Source organism: Streptomyces sp. NPDC086023 (assembly GCF_044540325.1).
Classification (GTDB): domain Bacteria; phylum Actinomycetota; class Actinomycetes; order Streptomycetales; family Streptomycetaceae; genus Streptomyces.
The window spans coordinates 38,058-53,391 of record NZ_JBITRX010000027.1 but is presented as its reverse complement, the minus strand read 5'-3'; the positions used below and the strand labels follow the sequence as shown (position 1 = coordinate 53,391).

The 15,334-nt window shown below is 74.9% G+C and carries 15 protein-coding genes; 10 read left to right on the top strand and 5 right to left on the bottom strand.

What is annotated here, in order from left to right:
* The first annotated feature begins 129 nt into the window (after positions 1-129).
* Positions 130-1,038 (top strand): aminoglycoside phosphotransferase family protein, encoded by a 909-nt coding sequence (locus ACIF6F_RS33830; protein WP_399956122.1) that lies wholly within the window; start codon positions 130-132, stop codon positions 1,036-1,038.
* 85 nt (positions 1,039-1,123) lie between these two features.
* Here ACIF6F_RS33830 and ACIF6F_RS33825 read toward each other — a convergent pair whose 3' ends face one another.
* Complete coding sequence (locus tag ACIF6F_RS33825; protein WP_399956119.1) at positions 1,124-2,371, bottom strand: serine hydrolase domain-containing protein; 1,248 nt, start codon at positions 2,369-2,371, stop codon at positions 1,124-1,126.
* Between the two features lie 327 nt (positions 2,372-2,698).
* On the opposite strand from ACIF6F_RS33825, the gene ACIF6F_RS33820 reads away from it, so the two are divergent.
* Positions 2,699-2,938, top strand: coding sequence for a chaplin (locus tag ACIF6F_RS33820; protein WP_399956116.1), 240 nt, complete (start codon positions 2,699-2,701; stop codon positions 2,936-2,938).
* 230 nt (positions 2,939-3,168) lie between these two features.
* Complete coding sequence (locus tag ACIF6F_RS33815) at positions 3,169-4,437, top strand: hypothetical protein (protein WP_399956113.1); 1,269 nt, start codon at positions 3,169-3,171, stop codon at positions 4,435-4,437.
* A gap of 97 nt (positions 4,438-4,534) precedes the next feature.
* Here ACIF6F_RS33815 and ACIF6F_RS33810 read toward each other — a convergent pair whose 3' ends face one another.
* On the bottom strand, positions 4,535-5,044 hold the full coding sequence (locus tag ACIF6F_RS33810; protein ID WP_399956110.1) for an O-acetyl-ADP-ribose deacetylase: 510 nt from the start codon (positions 5,042-5,044) through the stop codon (positions 4,535-4,537).
* 108 nt (positions 5,045-5,152) lie between these two features.
* Here ACIF6F_RS33810 and ACIF6F_RS33805 point away from each other — a divergent pair, with 108 nt between their 5' ends.
* Positions 5,153-5,554, top strand: coding sequence for a DUF1992 domain-containing protein (locus ACIF6F_RS33805; protein WP_399956107.1), 402 nt, complete (start codon positions 5,153-5,155; stop codon positions 5,552-5,554).
* A gap of 61 nt (positions 5,555-5,615) precedes the next feature.
* Here the strand turns inward: ACIF6F_RS33805 and ACIF6F_RS33800 are convergent, their stop codons facing one another.
* Together ACIF6F_RS33800 and ACIF6F_RS33795 are read right to left on the bottom strand one after the other, a co-directional pair.
* Entirely contained in the window at positions 5,616-6,731 is a 1,116-nt protein-coding gene (locus ACIF6F_RS33800; RefSeq protein ID WP_399956103.1) for a DUF6745 domain-containing protein, read from the bottom strand.
* 69 nt (positions 6,732-6,800) lie between these two features.
* A complete protein-coding gene (locus tag ACIF6F_RS33795; protein ID WP_399956100.1) occupies positions 6,801-7,127 on the bottom strand; it encodes a hypothetical protein in 327 nt (108 codons plus the stop codon).
* A 205-nt stretch (positions 7,128-7,332) separates the two neighbouring features.
* On the opposite strand from ACIF6F_RS33795, the gene ACIF6F_RS33790 reads away from it, so the two are divergent.
* The 6 genes from ACIF6F_RS33790 to ACIF6F_RS33765 all read left to right on the top strand — a co-directional run bounded on the left by ACIF6F_RS33790 (position 7,333) and on the right by ACIF6F_RS33765 (position 13,653).
* On the top strand, positions 7,333-8,295 hold the full coding sequence (locus ACIF6F_RS33790; protein ID WP_399956097.1) for an STM4015 family protein: 963 nt from the start codon (positions 7,333-7,335) through the stop codon (positions 8,293-8,295).
* Entirely contained in the window at positions 8,253-9,440 is a 1,188-nt protein-coding gene (locus tag ACIF6F_RS33785; RefSeq protein WP_399956094.1) for an STM4014 family protein, read from the top strand. The genes ACIF6F_RS33790 and ACIF6F_RS33785 overlap by 43 nt, the downstream gene beginning before the upstream one ends.
* Positions 9,441-9,462: 22 nt before the next feature.
* Positions 9,463-10,269, top strand: coding sequence for an STM4013/SEN3800 family hydrolase (locus ACIF6F_RS33780; RefSeq protein ID WP_399956224.1), 807 nt, complete (start codon positions 9,463-9,465; stop codon positions 10,267-10,269).
* Positions 10,266-11,708, top strand: a complete 1,443-nt coding sequence (locus ACIF6F_RS33775; protein WP_399956091.1) for an STM4012 family radical SAM protein — start codon at positions 10,266-10,268, stop codon at positions 11,706-11,708. Before ACIF6F_RS33780 ends, ACIF6F_RS33775 begins: the two co-directional genes overlap by 4 nt.
* Before the next feature lie 5 nt (positions 11,709-11,713).
* Complete coding sequence (locus ACIF6F_RS33770) at positions 11,714-12,613, top strand: STM4011 family radical SAM protein (protein ID WP_399956088.1); 900 nt, start codon at positions 11,714-11,716, stop codon at positions 12,611-12,613.
* A gap of 71 nt (positions 12,614-12,684) precedes the next feature.
* Positions 12,685-13,653 carry a hypothetical protein gene (locus tag ACIF6F_RS33765; protein WP_399956084.1) on the top strand — a complete coding sequence of 323 codons (969 nt, stop codon included), beginning with the start codon at positions 12,685-12,687 and terminating at the stop codon, positions 13,651-13,653.
* 304 nt (positions 13,654-13,957) lie between these two features.
* Here the strand turns inward: ACIF6F_RS33765 and ACIF6F_RS33760 are convergent, their stop codons facing one another.
* Positions 13,958-15,235, bottom strand: a complete 1,278-nt coding sequence (locus ACIF6F_RS33760; protein WP_399956081.1) for an Nramp family divalent metal transporter — start codon at positions 15,233-15,235, stop codon at positions 13,958-13,960.
* Positions 15,236-15,334 lie beyond the last annotated feature (99 nt).

Here is a 15,334-nt window from a genome sequence, read left to right as displayed (position 1 = left end):
GGAATTCCGGCGCCGAGCCGGCGCCGAGGTCCCGTCGTGGCGCGCCGTCGCCGCCGAGCCGGAGGCCTCGGCCCCGCCGGGCCGAAAAGCGGTTGACCCCGGTCGGCCGGCGCCGGTCACATGGTCCTCATGATCACCAGGGACACAGGACCGACGGCCCCCGGCGGGCAGGACATCGACGAGGACCTCGTACGGCGGCTCGTCGCCGGGCAGTTCCCCGACTGGGCCGGAATCCCGGTGACCCGAATCCCCTCCGGCGGCACGGTCAACGCCATGTTCCGGCTCGGCGACCTGATGGTCGTACGGCTGCCGCTGACCGAGGGCGGTGCCGGGGACGTGGGACTGGAGCGCCGCTGGCTGCCGCGCCTCGCCCCCCTGCTGCCCACGCCCGTCCCCACGGTGCTCGGCGCCGGCCGCCCGGCGGAGGGCTACCCCTGGCCCTGGTCCGTGTACGGGTGGCTCGCCGGCGCGAACCCCGAGGCCGGGGCCCTCGACGCGCCGGTCCCGCTGGCCCGCGACCTCGCGGCCTTCGTCACGGGGATGCGCGGCGTCGGCCTGCCGGACGCGCCGCCCGCGTACCGCGGCGGGCCGCTCGCCCTGCTCGACGCCGCCACCAGGGCGGCCGTCGAGGAGCTGCGGGGGATCCCCGAGGAGGGCGTCGACTGCGACGGCCTGCTCGCCGTCTGGGCGGACGCGCTGGCCGCGCCCGCCTGGGACGGGCCGCCGGTCTGGGTGCACGCCGACCTGATGCCGGGCAACCTGCTGGTCTCCGGGGGCCGGCTGACCTCGGTGATCGACTTCGGCTGCACGGGCGTCGGAGACCCCGCCTGCGACCTCTTCCCCGCCTGGAACCTGCTGCCGGCCCGGGCGCGCGGGGTGTTCCGCGACGCCCTCGGCGTGGACGACGCCACCTGGCGCCGCGGCCGGGGCCGTGCCCTCTCGCAGGCCGTCATCGCCCTGCCGTACTACCGGGGCGTGAACGCGCACATGGCCGGCAACGCACGCCACGTCATCCGCGCGGTCCTCGACGCGGCCTGACCCCGGCGGGACCCGGGGACCCCAGGACGTGTGCGTCCCCGGCCCGCACCGGGCCGGGGACGCACACGCGGTCAGCGGGCCGGGGTCAGCGGCGCTCGGGCAGGTCCGCCTCGGCCGGGTTCACCGAGAACCCGCGCGCCGCGGACCGGGCCGCCGGGGCCTTCTTGCCGCAGAACGCGGGCTCCAGCACGCCGCCCAGGGCCGTGTTGGCGACGCCCCGGTTCGAGGTGTTCGCCATCGCGGCCAGGCTGCGCTTGCCGTCCTTGGTCGCGAACGCGTACGTGTAGAAGCCCTGCACGGTGCCGGTGTGCCCGTACACCGAGGTGCCGCACGACAGGTCGTACCGGCGCAGCCCGAGCCCGTAGTGACGGGTGTTCGTGGCGTCGGTCGGCGTGACCGTGGTCATCGCGTCCAGCATCGCCGGCTTGAGCAGCTTGCCACCCAGCAGACCCTTCACGAAGGTGTTCAGGTCGGCCGCGTTCGAGATCATCGCGCCGGCCGACTGGCCCCAGGACACGGTCTGCTCGGTGGAGTCGACCAGCGGCGCGCCCGCCTCGTCGGGGTGCAGGTAACCGCGGGCGTGCAGGCCCTTGATCTCCGTCTGCGGGTGCACGTACGAGGTGTTGCGCAGGCCGAGCTTCTTGATGATGCGGCGGTCGTACTCCTTGGCGACCGGGCGCCCGGTCAGCTTCTCGATGAGCATGCCGACCACGACGAAGTTGGTGTTCGAGTACTTGTACGCGACACCGGGCTGGGTCGTGCGCGGCTCGGCCAGCGACAGGTCCACCAGCTCCTGGTAGCTGAACTGGCGGTTCCGCACGGCCTCGAAGCCCGGAACCGTCTGGGCGAACATCTTCTCCGTGTAGTCCGCCAGGCCGCTGCGGTGGGTCATCAGGTGGCGCACCGTGATCCGCTCGTCCGGCAGCAGACCGGGCAGGTAGCGGTTGACCGGGGCGTCCAGCTCCAGCTTCTTCTCCTGCACCAGCTGCAGCAGCACCACCGAGGAGAAGGTCTTCGTCACGCTGCCGATGCGGAAGCGGGCCTTGGCATCCATGGCGGCACCGCTGACGCGGTCACGGACGCCCAAGGCGCGGCTCTGCGCGCCGTCGGGGCCGGAGAAGCGGGCGAGCGCACCCGGCGCGCCGTTCGCCATCGCGGAGTTGAGCGCCGCGACGACCCCGTCCAGGTCGGGGGCCGGGGTGGTGGCCCCCGCGGCGGCGGGGGCGGCGGGGGCGGGAGCGGCGTACGCGCCGGCGGCGGGCACGAGACCGCCCACCAGGGCGGCGAGCAGGGTGGTGCTCACGGTCAGGCGTCGATGCGGCGACAGGGACACGTTGGTTCCTCGACTTGATCGTTACGGGTCGGCAGGGCCGCCCACGCGGGGCGGTCGGCCCGGGGGTACCGGGCGCTGCGCGCCGTTCCCCCCGGGGTCCACTGATCATGAGGGGTGCTGTGGCGGACGGGTTCCTTCCGCTCCTGGCGGGTCCCGGGCGACGCCCGCAACGGGGCACCTACTGGGCCGGCCGGGCCCACCCGATCGTGTGGCCTCGCGTGTCCCCGCCGTGGCGCTGAGGGGTGGCCGGTCCGTCAGGGTCCAGGGTGGCGGAGGCCGTTCCCCACGCAGGTGGTGGAGCAGTTCCCCACGCTAGGAGCAAACCCCATGCGCATTCGTACGACCATCGCCGCCGGTGTGCTGGCCGCCGCCGCCCTCGTCCTCGGCGGCGCGGGCGCCGCGTCCGCCGACTCCATCGCCGAAGGCTTCGCGTACGGCTCGCCCGGCGTCCTCTCGGGCAACGTGGTCCAGGTCCCCGTCCACGCCCAGCTGAACGTGTGCGGCAACTCGATCAACGTCATCGGCCTGTTCAACCCGGCCGCGGGCAACGTCTGCGTCAACGCCTGACGCACCGCCCGGCCCGCCCGCCGACCGCGGGCGACGCCGACCCGCCGCGCCCGGGTGCCCCCGCACCCGGGCGCGGCGTCGTCCGCCTCGCGGGAGGTTCGCCCACGAGGTTCCCGTACGCAGTCCCCCTGCGAAGTCCCCTGCCGACGGGACAACCGCCCCATGTGCCCGGGACGCCCCCCGCCCGAGCATGAGCCCGTCCCGATGAACGGGCAATGACAGGGGGGCACATGAACCACCGCATACGCACCACCCGCACCGGCGGCCCCGGCCCGGCCGGCCGCACCACCGCGCGCCGCAGGCTTGCCGCCGTACTCGGCGCCGGAGCGCTCGCCGCGTCCCTGGTGGCCGGCACCGCCGCCGCACAGGACGCGCCCGCCGCCAAACCCGCGCCCGCCGCCCCGGCCGGCGCCACGACCGGCCACACCGGCCCCGTCCCCGGCGGCTTCGCGTCCTGGGCCGACCTGATGGCCCTGCAGAAGAAGCTCGACGCCGCCGCCGACCGCATCACCGCCACCCGCGCGGAGGGCTACGCCGGCATCGTCACCGCACCCGAGAACCGCGAACTGCGCCTGTACTGGAAGGGAACGCTGCCCGCTCCGGTACGGAGCCTGGTGGCCGACATCCGGCGCAGCGTGCCGGTACGGGTGCTGCCCGCCGCCCACACCGAACGCGCACTCCAGGCCGAGGCGGCCCGGCTCATCCGGCAGCCGGGCGTGCTCTCGGCCGCCCCGGACGCCGACGGCAGCGGCCTCACCGTGGCCACCGCAGGCACCGCGGCCGCGGACGGCCTGACCGCCTCGGTGCCCCTGCGCCGGACGGCCGAGCGCCCCGCACCCGTCTCGCGCGGCGCGGACACCTCGCCGTACTGGGGTGGCGCCCGCTGGAACGGCTGCTCCACCGGCTTCGCCGTGATCACCGGCACCGGCACCTCGGCCATGCTGTCCGCCGGGCACTGCGCCGACAACGGAGCGACCGCCCGCACCGGCGGCGGCATCACCATGGGCCCGGTCTCCGGCACCGACAAGACCCGCGACACGCTGCTGATCAACGCCACCTCCGCAGGCCGCATCTACGACGGCGGCGTCGGCACGGGCGAGTTCTCCAAGCCGGTGGCCGGAGCGCGCCGCAGCTACACCGGGGACTGGCTGTGCGACTCGGGCGCGTACTCGGGTGCCGTCTGCAACATCCAGGTCAAGGCCACCGGCCAGTGGATCAACATCGGCTACAGCGTGGGCCCGGTGGTCCGCGCCGAGCAGGTCGACCACGTCGCGCCGGTCGGCAACGGCGACAGCGGCGGCCCGGTCTTCGAACTCGACTGGCCCGACCACCCCGAGCGCGTCATCGCCAAGGGCACCAACACCGCCATAGACCTCAACACGCAGGCCGCCTGCCAGGGCGTCCCGGAGAGCACGAGCCGTCGCTGTGCCTGGCGCTTCTACTACGCCGACGTGATCGGCGCCCTCACCTCCTACGGGGCCCGCATCGCGACCGGCTGACCCGACCGCTCCTACGACGCGCGCGTCGCGACCGGCTGGCCCGACCGCCCACACCGGGCCGGTCCGGGCCCGGACACCCGGGCCCGGACCGGCCGGATCACGACATGTGGGCGGCGAAGGCCTCGTAGGCCGGCTCGCCGAAGAGCACGAAGCGGACCTCTGACACGGAGGTCGGGGTGGCGCGCACCGTCTCGACGGCGATGCGCGCGCCGTCGTCCATCGGCCAGCCGTAGACGCCCGTGGAGATCGCGGGGAAGGCGACGGTACGGGCGCCGAGCTCGTCCGCGACGTGCAGTGACTCGCGGTAGCAGGAGGCCAGCAGCGCGGAGCGGTCCTCCTCGCGCGACCAGACCGGGCCGACGGTGTGGATCACCCAGCGGGCCGGGAGCTTCCCGGCGGTGGTGGCCACGGCCCGGCCGGTGGGCAGACCCTTGCCGTAGCGGGACGCCCGTAGGTCGCGGCAGGCGGCGAGGATCTCGGGGCCGCCCCGGCGGTGGATCGCGCCGTCCACGCCCCTGCCCCCGAGCAGCGAGGAGTTCGCGGCGTTCACCACGGCGTCCACCTGCTGGTCGGTGATGTCGCCCCGCACCAGTGTCAGCTCGGTCATCGTCCCTCCCTCGGGTCCGCCCCTCAGGGTCTCCGCGCCTCGCGTGCACCCTGCTGCCCGAGCCTACCCGCCGGTCCGGGAGCCCGGCGGATTCCGTAGGCTGGAGACATGACCGAGCGAAAACCACCGGGTGTCAGCTTCGAGTCGTTCGTGGACAAGCAGATCCGCGAGGCCACGGAGCGTGGCGACTTCAGGGAACTGGCCGGCTTCGGCAAGCCCCTGGCCGACGACACGGCCCCCTACGACGAGCTGTGGTGGGTCAAGGGCAAGCTCCACCGCGAGGGCGTCTCCGTCCTCCCGCCCGCGCTGGCCCTGCGCAAGGAGGCCGAGGACGCCGCGGAGGAGGTCGCCGGGGCCAGAACCGAGGCCCGCGTCCGGCAGATCCTCACCGCCGTCAACGAGAAGATCGCCGCGGCGATCCGGATGCCGCCCCCGGGGCCGCCGCTGAACCTCCGCCCCTTCGACGTCGAGGCCATGGTCCGGGACTGGCGCGAGACGCACCCGAGCTGAGCCCCGCAGGGCCGGCGGCCAGCGGCCAGCGGCCAGCGGCCCGTGGCCCGTCGGCCCCGGGTCAGGTCTCCCGGGACGGCGCGTACTCCGCCGCGTCCAGACCGAACGTCCACGCCACGCCCTGCCGTGCGGTCAGGGTCTCCGGCGGCACGCGCAGCCAGTACGTGCGGCTCGTGCCGTCGGGCTCGGGCGTGGAGTTGACCACCTCCACCATCACCACGTCCTCGTCGTCCGGCAGCGGTATCCGCCACAGCACCCCCGTCCCGTCCCGGTGCACCGGCTCGGCTCCCGACTCCTCCAGGTACCGCTCGTAGCCGTAGTGCTCCAGCATCACGCGGCGCAGCTCCGCGTTCTCCTCCTCCCGGATCCGCTCGGGCGTCAGCGTGGCCAGGCCTGACAGCAGATCGGCCGGCACCGGCATCCCGCGCCACGCGTACAGGGCGAAGCCGTCCGGGAAGGCGAGGGCGGGTCCGTCGCCGCGGTCCAGGCGGCCGGCCTCGTCCCGGTGCAGCTCCACCGCGCGCTCGCACACCACGGCCAGCCGCTCGTACGGCCACCACCAGCCGGCGGCCGCGGCCACCGCCGCCACCCCCTCCAGCGGCGTACCGGCACCCGTGTCGTACGCGCTCAGCCAGGCCGCGTCGTGCTGGCCCAGGACGGCGTCCAGGAGCAGCAGCCGGATCTCCGCCTCCTCCCCGGCGTCCTCTGCCAACTCCTCGACCAGCCCGGTGCGGATGCGGTCCGCCAGCCGCTCGGTGTTCTCCCACAGGCGGGCTCCGGTCAGCGCCCACCGCCGGCTCCACCCCTGGGGCCCCAGCGCCCCGCTGAGCCGGGCGCGCTCGGCCGCCCAGGGCGCGCTGCGGACCTCGTCCCGTACGCTCCGCCCGCGCGCCTCCGTGCCCCAGGGGCCGTCCGGGTCGCCGAGCAGTCCCAGCGCGGCCCGCGGCGAGTCGGCCCACAGGATGCGGGCGGGCTCGGCGAGTCCGGCCGTCCGGTACGCGAGCCGCACCCCCGCCTCGGCGGCCGCCCGGTCCGCCGGCCCGGTCGCGGCCGCGACCGCCCGCCAGCCGTCCGCCGGCCCGTCACCCTCCGCGACCTGGCCCGCGGGCGCCCCGCGCCCCGGCCCGACTCCGGCCACGCCGTCCGCCCCGCCCCCGGCCACCGGTACTCCCGCCATCGCCTTCACCACGCCCAACCCCCTCGTTCCGTCCTGTGGATCCATCAGCCCGCAGCACCGCCCGTCACGTCAGTCCGCCACGATGCGGACCGCGCCCGGCACGTACTCCCGCTGCCGCACCACCCGGTACCAGCCCTTCGGCAGCGGGATCGCGGCGTGCTCCTCGTGCACCACGCGCCCGCCGTCCGGGAGATGGAGCAGCATCGGCCCGAACGGGCCCGGCTCCCGCACCAGTCGGCCCGGCCCGAGCACCGCGTGCGCGTGGCCGGTCACCTCGCCCAGCGCCAGTACCAGCCGCCCGCGCCCGTCCCTCGGCTCCTGCGGCGCGTCCACCGCGTGCGGCGGCACCGCCGCCTCCGCGAGCGGCACGATCAGCACGTCCCCCTGCCGGTACATACGTGTCCCCTTCCCGCACCACGCTCCGTGCGCCGCGCCGTTCACACAACGTAGGGCCGGGGTCTGACAACGCAGGGCGAACGCCGTCCGCGAGGCGGGGACGCCGCCGGAACCGCCCCTGCCGCGGCCGTTGTCAGCGCCGCTTGCTACAACTTGCAGGCACGTCGGACGAGGCGTCCGGGACCGAAGAGGAACGGCGGGGACCATGAGTTACGCGAGGCATCTGCGGGAGTCGTACGGACTGCCGGTGTTCGACTTCCCGGAAGCCGACGACCTGAAGGGCCTGGCCGCGCTGCCCGAGGCCGACGCCGTCGCCTGGCGGATCTCCTCCAACCCCTACGACGCCACCGAGAGCTGGCCCGCGGCCTTCGCCCGCTTCACCGCGGCCGTCGACACCACCAAGGTCAAGTCCCTCGTCGTCGGCGCCTGGGAGGAGGCGTACGACCGGGGCCCCGGCGACATCATCGAGGCGCTCCTCGCCGCCCGGGACCGGCTGCCCGCCCTGCGGGCGCTGTTCCTCGGGGACATGGAGTCCGAGGAGTGCGAGATCAGCTGGATCAACCAGGGCGACGTCGGCCCGCTGCTCGACGGGTTCCCCGAACTGGAGGAGTTCGGGGTCCGCGGCGGCAGTGGCCTCGTCATCCCGCCGTTCACCCACCAGCGGCTGCGCTCCCTCACCGTGCAGACCGGCGGCATGCCCGCCACCGCCGTCCGGAACGTCGCGGCGAGCAGCCTGCCCGCCCTGGAGCACCTCGACCTCTGGCTCGGCACCGACAACTACGGCGGGGACTGCGCCCTGACGGACGTGGAGCCCATCATGGCGGGCGACCGCCTGCCCGCCCTCCGGCACCTGGCCCTGCGCAACAGCGACATCCAGGACGAGATCGCCACGGCCATGGCCGCCGCGCCCGTGGTCGCGCGACTGGAGCACCTCGACCTCTCCATGGGCGTCCTCACGGACCAGGGCGGCACCGCCCTCCTCGGCGGCCAGCCCCTCACCCACCTCAGCTCCCTCGACCTCCACCACAACTACCTCAGCGACCCGCTGAAGCAGCGCTTCCGCGACACCCTGGCAGGCGCCGGCGTCCGGCTCGACCTCGACCGCGGCCACGCCGACGAGGACGAATGGGACGGCCGCGTCTGGCGGTTCGTCGCCGTGGGCGAATAGCCACCACGGCCGTGACACAGCACACGCCCCCGCGCTGGGCGGTCGTCGGCAACCCGGAGAACCGCCGCGTCGCCCTCTTCGGCCAGGCCCTGCACGACGCGGGGCTGCCCGCCCCCCGCGTCGTGCCCTGGACCGCCGTCCTGCGCGAGGGCGGCGCCGTCTTCGGGTCCGACGAACTCGTACGACTCGACTCGCCCGGGGAGAACCCCGAGGTCGACCGGGTCCTGCGCGGACTCGACGACCCCACCCGCGTGGAGGGCGGCGCCCGCTGGTACGCCGGGTTCACCGCGGCCGTAAGGTCCCTGACCGGCGGCGTGCGCCTCGACGACCCGGACGAACTGGCCGTCCTCTTCGACAAGAGGCTCTGCCACCGCGTCCTGGACACGGCGGAGGTGCCCGTACCCCGCTCACCGACCTCCGGCGGCCTGTTGCCCGTCCGCGGCTGGGACGACGTGCGCGCCCTCATGGACGCGCACGCCATGCCGCGCGTGTTCGTCAAGCTCGCGCACGGCTCCTCCGCTTCGGGCATCGTCGCGGTCGAGACGGCGGGACGCGGCCGGATCCGGGCCACCACCGCCGTCGAGACCACCGACGACGGGAAGCTCCACAACTCGCTGCGCGTGCGCCGCATCACCAGCGAACGCGAGACCGCCGCCCTCGTCGACGCCCTCGCCCCCGACGGGCTGCACGTCGAACGCTGGTGGCCCAAGGCCTCCCTGGGCGGCCGCACGGCGGACCTGCGCGTGGTCGTCGTGGCCGGCCGGGCCACCCACGCCGTGGTCCGCACCAGCCGGTCGCCCATGACCAACCTCCACCTCGGCGGACTGCGCGGCGACCTCGCCGCGGTGGTCGAGGCGGCCGGCCCCCGCTGGGCCGACGCCCTGCGCATCTGCGAGCGGGCCGCGGCCTGTTTCCCCCGCACGCTCTGCGTCGGCGTCGACCTGCTGCCGGCCGTCGGCTGGCGGCGGTTCGCCGTCGCCGAGGTCAACGCCTTCGGCGACCTGCTGCCCGGCCTCACCGGCCTGCCCGGCAGCGGGGCCGAGGGCCTCGACACCTACGCCGCCCAGGTCGCCGCCGCACTCCCGTACGCGCGCGAGCGCGCACCCCTGCACCACCACCCGAGGAACCACCGTGCACCAGCCTGAGCCCGCCCCCGAGGGGCCGGACATGAACGAGGTCGTCGGCCGCGACGACCTCCTCCTGCTCACCCTCGACACCCTCCGGTACGACGTGGCCGCCGAACTGGCCGCCGCCGGACGCATCCCGAACCTCGCCCGCCACCTGCCCGGCGGCGCCTGGGAACGGCGGCACGCCCCCGGAAGCTTCACCTACGCCTCCCACCAGGCGATGTTCGCCGGCTTCCTGCCCACCCCCGCCGCGCCCGGCCCGCACCCGAGGCTGTTCGCGGCGCGCTTCGCCGGCAGCGAGACCACCGCCGGACGCACCTGGGTGTTCGACACGCCCGATCTGGTCTCCGGCCTCACCGCGGCCGGCTACCGCACGGTGTGCGTCGGCGGAGTCGGCTTCTTCAACAAGCAGGGCGCGCTCGGGGACGTGCTCCCCGGCATGTTCCAGGAGAGCCACTGGGAGCCCGAGTTCGGCGTGGCGTCCCCCACCTCCTTCGAGGCCCAGGTCGCGCGGGCCGAGCGGATCGTCGGCTCGCTCCCCGACGAGCAGCGGCTGTTCCTCTTCCTCAACGTCTCCGCGCTGCACCAGCCCAACTGGTTCCACACGCCCGGCGCGACCCGCGAGGCTGGCGACAGCCGGGCCACCCACGCCGCCGCGCTGGAGTACGTCGACCGCCACATCGGCCGGCTCTTCGCCGCGATGGGCTCCCGCCGGCGCTGCTTCGCCATCGTCTGCTCCGACCACGGCACCACCTACGGCGACGACGGCTACACCGGACACCGGCTCGCCCACGAGGCCGTCTGGACCGTGCCGTACGCCCACTTCTTCCTGGAGCACTCCGCATGACGCCCACCGCGACCGAGACGCCCACCGCGACCGAGACGGCGGCCCGAACGGCAACCGGGACGGCGCCCGCGCCCGCGACCGGGGCGGCGGGAAGCGCCGCCGCCCCCGTCCGCCCGTACCAGAGCTACGTCTACGCCTACCCGCACAAGACCGCGTACCGCCCGCTCCCCGAGCGGCCCGCCCTGCGCGACCTCTGGCGCGGCGAGGACAAGCAGGCACTCTCCCTCTACCTGCACATACCGTTCTGCGAGGTCCGCTGCGGCTTCTGCAACCTCTTCACCCGCATCGGCGCCCCCGACGGACTCGCCGGCCGCTACCTCGACGCGCTCGACCGCCAGGCCGCCGCCGTGCGCGACGCCCTCGGCGACGCGGGCCCGGTGCGCTTCGCCAACGCCGCCTTCGGCGGCGGCACCCCGACCTTCCTCACCGCGGCCGAACTGTCCCGGCTCTGCGACATCGCGGAACACCGCATGGGCGCCGACCTGCGCGCCGTACCCCTCTCCGTCGAGACCTCGCCCGCCACCGCGACCGCCGACCGGCTCGCCGTCCTCGCCGACCGCGGCGCCACCCGCGTCAGCATCGGCGTACAGAGCTTCGTCGACGACGAGGCCCGGGCGGCGGTCCGGCCGCAGCGCCGCGCCGACGTCGAGGCCGCGCTCGGCCGGATCCGCGACGCCCGCGTCCCGGTCCTCAACGTCGACCTCATCTACGGCATCGACGGCCAGACCCCCGCCACCTGGCGCACCTCGCTCGACGCCGCCCTCGCCTGGCAGCCGGAGGAGCTGTACCTCTACCCCCTCTACGTCCGCCCGCTCACCGGCCTCGCCCGGCGCACCGCCCACACCGACCGCGCATGGGACGAACAGCGCCTGGCCCTCTACCGCCAGGGCCGCGACCACCTCCTCGCGCAGGGCTACGAGCAGGTGTCCATGCGGATGTTCCGCAGGCCCGGCGCCGCCCCGCAGGGACCCGACGACCACGCCTGCCAGACCGACGGCATGATCGGCCTCGGCTGCGGGGCACGCTCGTACACCTCGGCCCTCCACTACTCCTTCGACTACGCCGTCGACATGGGGGAGATCCGGGCCATCATCGACGACTACACGGCCACCACCGACTTCGGCCGCGCCGTCCACGGCCGGTACGTCGACGGCAGCGAGGCGCGCCGCCGCCACCTCCTCCAGTCCCTCCTCCAGGCCCGCGGCATGCCGCTCGCGGACTACCGAGACCGCTTCGGCACCGGGCCGCACGAGGACTTCCCGGCCGAACTGGCCGCCTTCGCGGCCCGCGGGTGGCTGGAGGAGACCACGGACCCGGCCGGCGGTTCCGGCCCGCTCCTGCGCCTGACGCCCGAGGGACTCGCCCACTCCGACGCCCTCGGCCCCGCGCTCTTCTCACCCGCCGTACGCGCCGCCATGGCCGCCTACGACCCGAAGTAGCCGCCGTGGACCTGACGATCCTCTACCGCGGCCCGCTCGCCTCCTGCGACTACGACTGCCCCTACTGCCCCTTCGCGAAGCGCCGGGACACCCCCGACCTACTGCGCGCCGACCGCGCCGCCCTGGAGCGCTTCACCGCCTGGGCGGCGGACCAGCGGGACGACCGGCTGTCGGTCCTCTTCACCCCGTGGGGCGAGGGCCTGGTCCGCTCCTGGTACCGCCGCGCCCTCGTCGAGCTGTCACACCAGCCGCACGTCGCGCGCGTCGCCATCCAGACCAACCTCAGCTGCCGCACCGACTGGCTCGCCGACGCCGACCCGGCCACCGTCGCCCTCTGGTGCACCTACCACCCGGGCCAGACGCCGTACGACCGCTTCCTGGCGAAGGTCCGCGACCTCGCCGACCGCGGCATCCGGCACAGCGTCGGCATCGTCGGCCTGCCCGAGAACCTGCCGGACGCCCGGCGGCTGCGCGCCGACCTCCCGTCCCACGTCTACCTCTGGGCCAACGCGGCCGAGGGCCACACCTACACCGACGCCGAGGCCGACGAGTGGACCGCCCTCGACCCGCTCTTCCCGTACAGCCGGCACCCCCACCGTTCGGCCGGACTGCCCTGCCGCACGGGCGAGTCGGTCCTCTCGGTGGACGGCGAGGGCACGGTCCGCCGCTGCCACTTCGTCCGCGCGGAACTCGGCAACCTCTACGACGGCTCGTACCGCGCCGCCCTCGCCCCCCGTCCCTGCCCCCTGGCCACCTGCGACTGCCACATCGGCTACGTCCACCTCGAAACCCTCCCCCTCTACGACGTCTTCGCCGGGGGCGTCCTCGAACGCGTCCCCGCCCCGGCCCACCACGGAGCCCCCGCGTTCGTCCCGTTGGCCCGGGTACGTCCCGCCGCGGATTGACGAACTCCGCTTCACGGGTGATATTTGCGCGGCCGAGCAACGGCTCGGGTCGCAACACCGGGGTGGGGAACATGCACGACACGAACGGACCGGCCACCGCGCCGCGCGCGGACGTTGACGAGGCCGTCGTGACCAGGACGGACGCGGCCGGCGAGAGCCGCAGGGCGCGGGCCCTGATCGCCTCCGGCCGCCACGCGGAGGCGCGCCGGACCGCCCGGGCGGCCCTCAAGACCCTTGGTCCCGCGCCGGAATTGGCGCTCGTCCTTGCGCTCGCACACGTCGCGGAGAACGACGACGACCACGACGACCGGGCGGAGGAGGTGTACCGCGACGCCCTCGCCGACTTCCCCGAGGACGTGGACCTGCTCGCCGGCTACGCCGAGCTGTGCCTGCTCACCATTCATGCCGACCGTCCCGCGCGCAGCGGCCGAGGGCCGGCCCTGGCGGCGCGGCTGTCGGAGCTCGCCCCCGGATCGGTGCAGGCCCGCCGCGTGGCCGCCGTCGCCGCCGCACCGCACCGTCTGCCCGCCCCCTTGTCGGTCCGCACCGTTCAGTGGCTCGACGTCCGCGACGCCCTCGCCGCCGGCGGCGACCCGCGCGCCGCGGCGGAGGGCGCCCGGGCCCGCGCCGCCCGCCTGCCGGACGACCGTCGGCGGGCGGTGCTCGCGGAGAGCCTCAGCGAGCTGGCCCGTCCCGGAGCGGCGTTCCTCGTGCCGCTCGCCCGCTCGCCCCACGGCGCGCTCCTCCTGCAGTCGGTGCTCTCCGCCCTGGTCCTCCTCGCCGCCGCCGGCTTCGGCCTGCCCGTCTGGGCAGCGGCCTGCGGCGTCCTGCTCACCTGGACACCACGGATCCTGCTGGACCGGCGCCTGCGCGCCGCCCGGCGCCGTGGTGGGGCGGCGGCCGCGGCGCACCCGAGCGCCACCGGTCCCGGGCTGCCCGACCTGCCGCCCCTCCCGCCCTCCCCGCGCGATGTCGTCCTGCGCGTGGCCGCAGGGGGTGTGGCGCTGGCCGTGCTGGCGGGCTCGGGCGCCTGGCAGTAGGGCGTACGCCGGGATCGGCCGACGGCGGCGGCCGGCGGCCCGCTCAGCGTCAGAGGACGTTCATCAGGATGATCGCCACGAGGTCCGCGAGGATGACGGCGACCACGCCCACCACCATGAACCACGCCTGGCGTGACTCGTCCATGCCGTCACCCGCCTCCCGGGTCAGCGCCGCCGGCCACCCGTGCGCCGGCAGACCGGCCGGCCGCGGACCGCTCGTACGCGCACCGGCCGGCCTTCTGCCATCGTCCCCCGGCCGGCCCTCGGCCACATCTCGGCGGCAGCCCTCCCACCGGCCCGTGCCCTACCAGGGCAGGTCGCGGACCTGCACGACGCACAGGACCACGAACAGGAGGCCGGCAGCCGACAGGCACAGGTTGCTCAGCGGGCCGTTGCGCCACTCCCGCGGGGTACGGGAGGAGTTCAGGAGCCACACCAGGGTCAGGGCGAGGAAGGGCATGAAGAGGGCGCCGATCACCCCGTACCCGATGACGAGGCCGAACGGCTGGTCCAGGAAGAGCAGACCCACCGGCGGGAAGGTCAGCCAGAGCAGGTAGGCCCGGAAGGGTGCCGACCGCTCCGGGCGCGTCCCCGGCCGTGCCAGGGAAGGCCGCAGCTTCGTGACGAAGTCGGCGAACATCAGGCTGACCCCGTGCCAGACGCCGATCAGCGAGGTGTACGAGGCGGCGAAGAAGCCGACCAGGAACAGCCGGGCCGTCGCGCTCCCGTACCGCTCCTCCAGCACTCGGCCCAGGTCGAGCAGACCCTTGTCGCCCCTGGCCAGGGCCACCCCCGACGAGTGCAGCAGTTCGGCCCCGACGAACAGCATGGCCACCACGAAGACGCCCGTGGTGAGGTACGCGATCCGGTTGTCGAGCCGCATCACCCGCATCCACGACGGCCCCTCCCACCCCTTGGCGTTGACCCAGTACCCGTACGCGGCGAGCGTGATCGTGCCGCCCACCCCGCCGATCAGGCCCAGCGTGTAGACCAGCGAGCCCTCGGGCAGAACGGGCACCAGTCCGGCGAACGCCTCGCCCAGTCGGGGCGTCACCCTGACCGCGAGGTACACGGTGACCACGAACATGACGCCGACCAGCGCCGCCATGACCTTCTCGAAGACGGCGTACCGGTTGAACCAGACGAAGACCGACCCCGCCAGGCCGCACAGCACGGCCCACACCTTCAGGTCCAGCACCCCGGGGAACAGCGCCGCCAGCGGCAGCGCGCTCGACGACATGGCCGCCGCCCCGTACACGAAGCCCCAGACCACCACGTAGCCGGCGAAGTAGACCGTGGTCCACGAACCGAGACTGCGCCATCCGTCGAAGAGGGTGCGGCCGGTGGCGAGGTGCCAGCGGCCCGCGGCCTCCGCCAGGGAGATCTTCACCAGGCAGCCGATCACCGCGGCCCACAGCAGCGTGTAGCCGAACCTGCTGCCGGCGATCAGCGTCGCGACCAGGTCCCCGGCACCGACCCCGGTGGCCGCGACCACGATGCCCGGCCCGACCGACCGCCAGCCCGCCCTGCGCGGCACCGCGTCCTGCCCGCCGGGGGCGCCGGTCCGGGTCGTGTCCGCCATGGGTGGCCGCCTTCCGCTCGCCCTGATGTGACCCGGGTCACCCAAGCCGGTCGGCGGCCGCCGCGCAAGAACGCCTCACCGGCCCCGCGGCCCCCGGCG

Excerpts from the sequence above, each read along its gene's own strand:
- ACIF6F_RS33830 (WP_399956122.1), top strand. The coding sequence starts at position 130 with ATGATCACCAGGGACACAGGACCGACGGCCCCCGGCGGGCAGGACATC.
- ACIF6F_RS33820 (WP_399956116.1), top strand. The coding sequence starts at position 2,699 with ATGCGCATTCGTACGACCATCGCCGCCGGTGTGCTGGCCGCCGCCGCC.
- ACIF6F_RS33815 (WP_399956113.1), top strand. The coding sequence starts at position 3,169 with ATGAACCACCGCATACGCACCACCCGCACCGGCGGCCCCGGCCCGGCC.
- ACIF6F_RS33810 (WP_399956110.1), bottom strand. The coding sequence starts at position 5,044 with ATGACCGAGCTGACACTGGTGCGGGGCGACATCACCGACCAGCAGGTG.
- ACIF6F_RS33805 (WP_399956107.1), top strand. The coding sequence starts at position 5,153 with ATGACCGAGCGAAAACCACCGGGTGTCAGCTTCGAGTCGTTCGTGGAC.
- ACIF6F_RS33800 (WP_399956103.1), bottom strand. The coding sequence starts at position 6,731 with ATGGCGGGAGTACCGGTGGCCGGGGGCGGGGCGGACGGCGTGGCCGGA.
- ACIF6F_RS33795 (WP_399956100.1), bottom strand. The coding sequence starts at position 7,127 with ATGTACCGGCAGGGGGACGTGCTGATCGTGCCGCTCGCGGAGGCGGCG.
- ACIF6F_RS33790 (WP_399956097.1), top strand. The coding sequence starts at position 7,333 with ATGAGTTACGCGAGGCATCTGCGGGAGTCGTACGGACTGCCGGTGTTC.
- ACIF6F_RS33785 (WP_399956094.1), top strand. The coding sequence starts at position 8,253 with ATGGGACGGCCGCGTCTGGCGGTTCGTCGCCGTGGGCGAATAGCCACC.
- ACIF6F_RS33780 (WP_399956224.1), top strand. The coding sequence starts at position 9,463 with ATGAACGAGGTCGTCGGCCGCGACGACCTCCTCCTGCTCACCCTCGAC.
- ACIF6F_RS33775 (WP_399956091.1), top strand. The coding sequence starts at position 10,266 with ATGACGCCCACCGCGACCGAGACGCCCACCGCGACCGAGACGGCGGCC.
- ACIF6F_RS33765 (WP_399956084.1), top strand. The coding sequence starts at position 12,685 with ATGCACGACACGAACGGACCGGCCACCGCGCCGCGCGCGGACGTTGAC.
- ACIF6F_RS33760 (WP_399956081.1), bottom strand. The coding sequence starts at position 15,235 with ATGGCGGACACGACCCGGACCGGCGCCCCCGGCGGGCAGGACGCGGTG.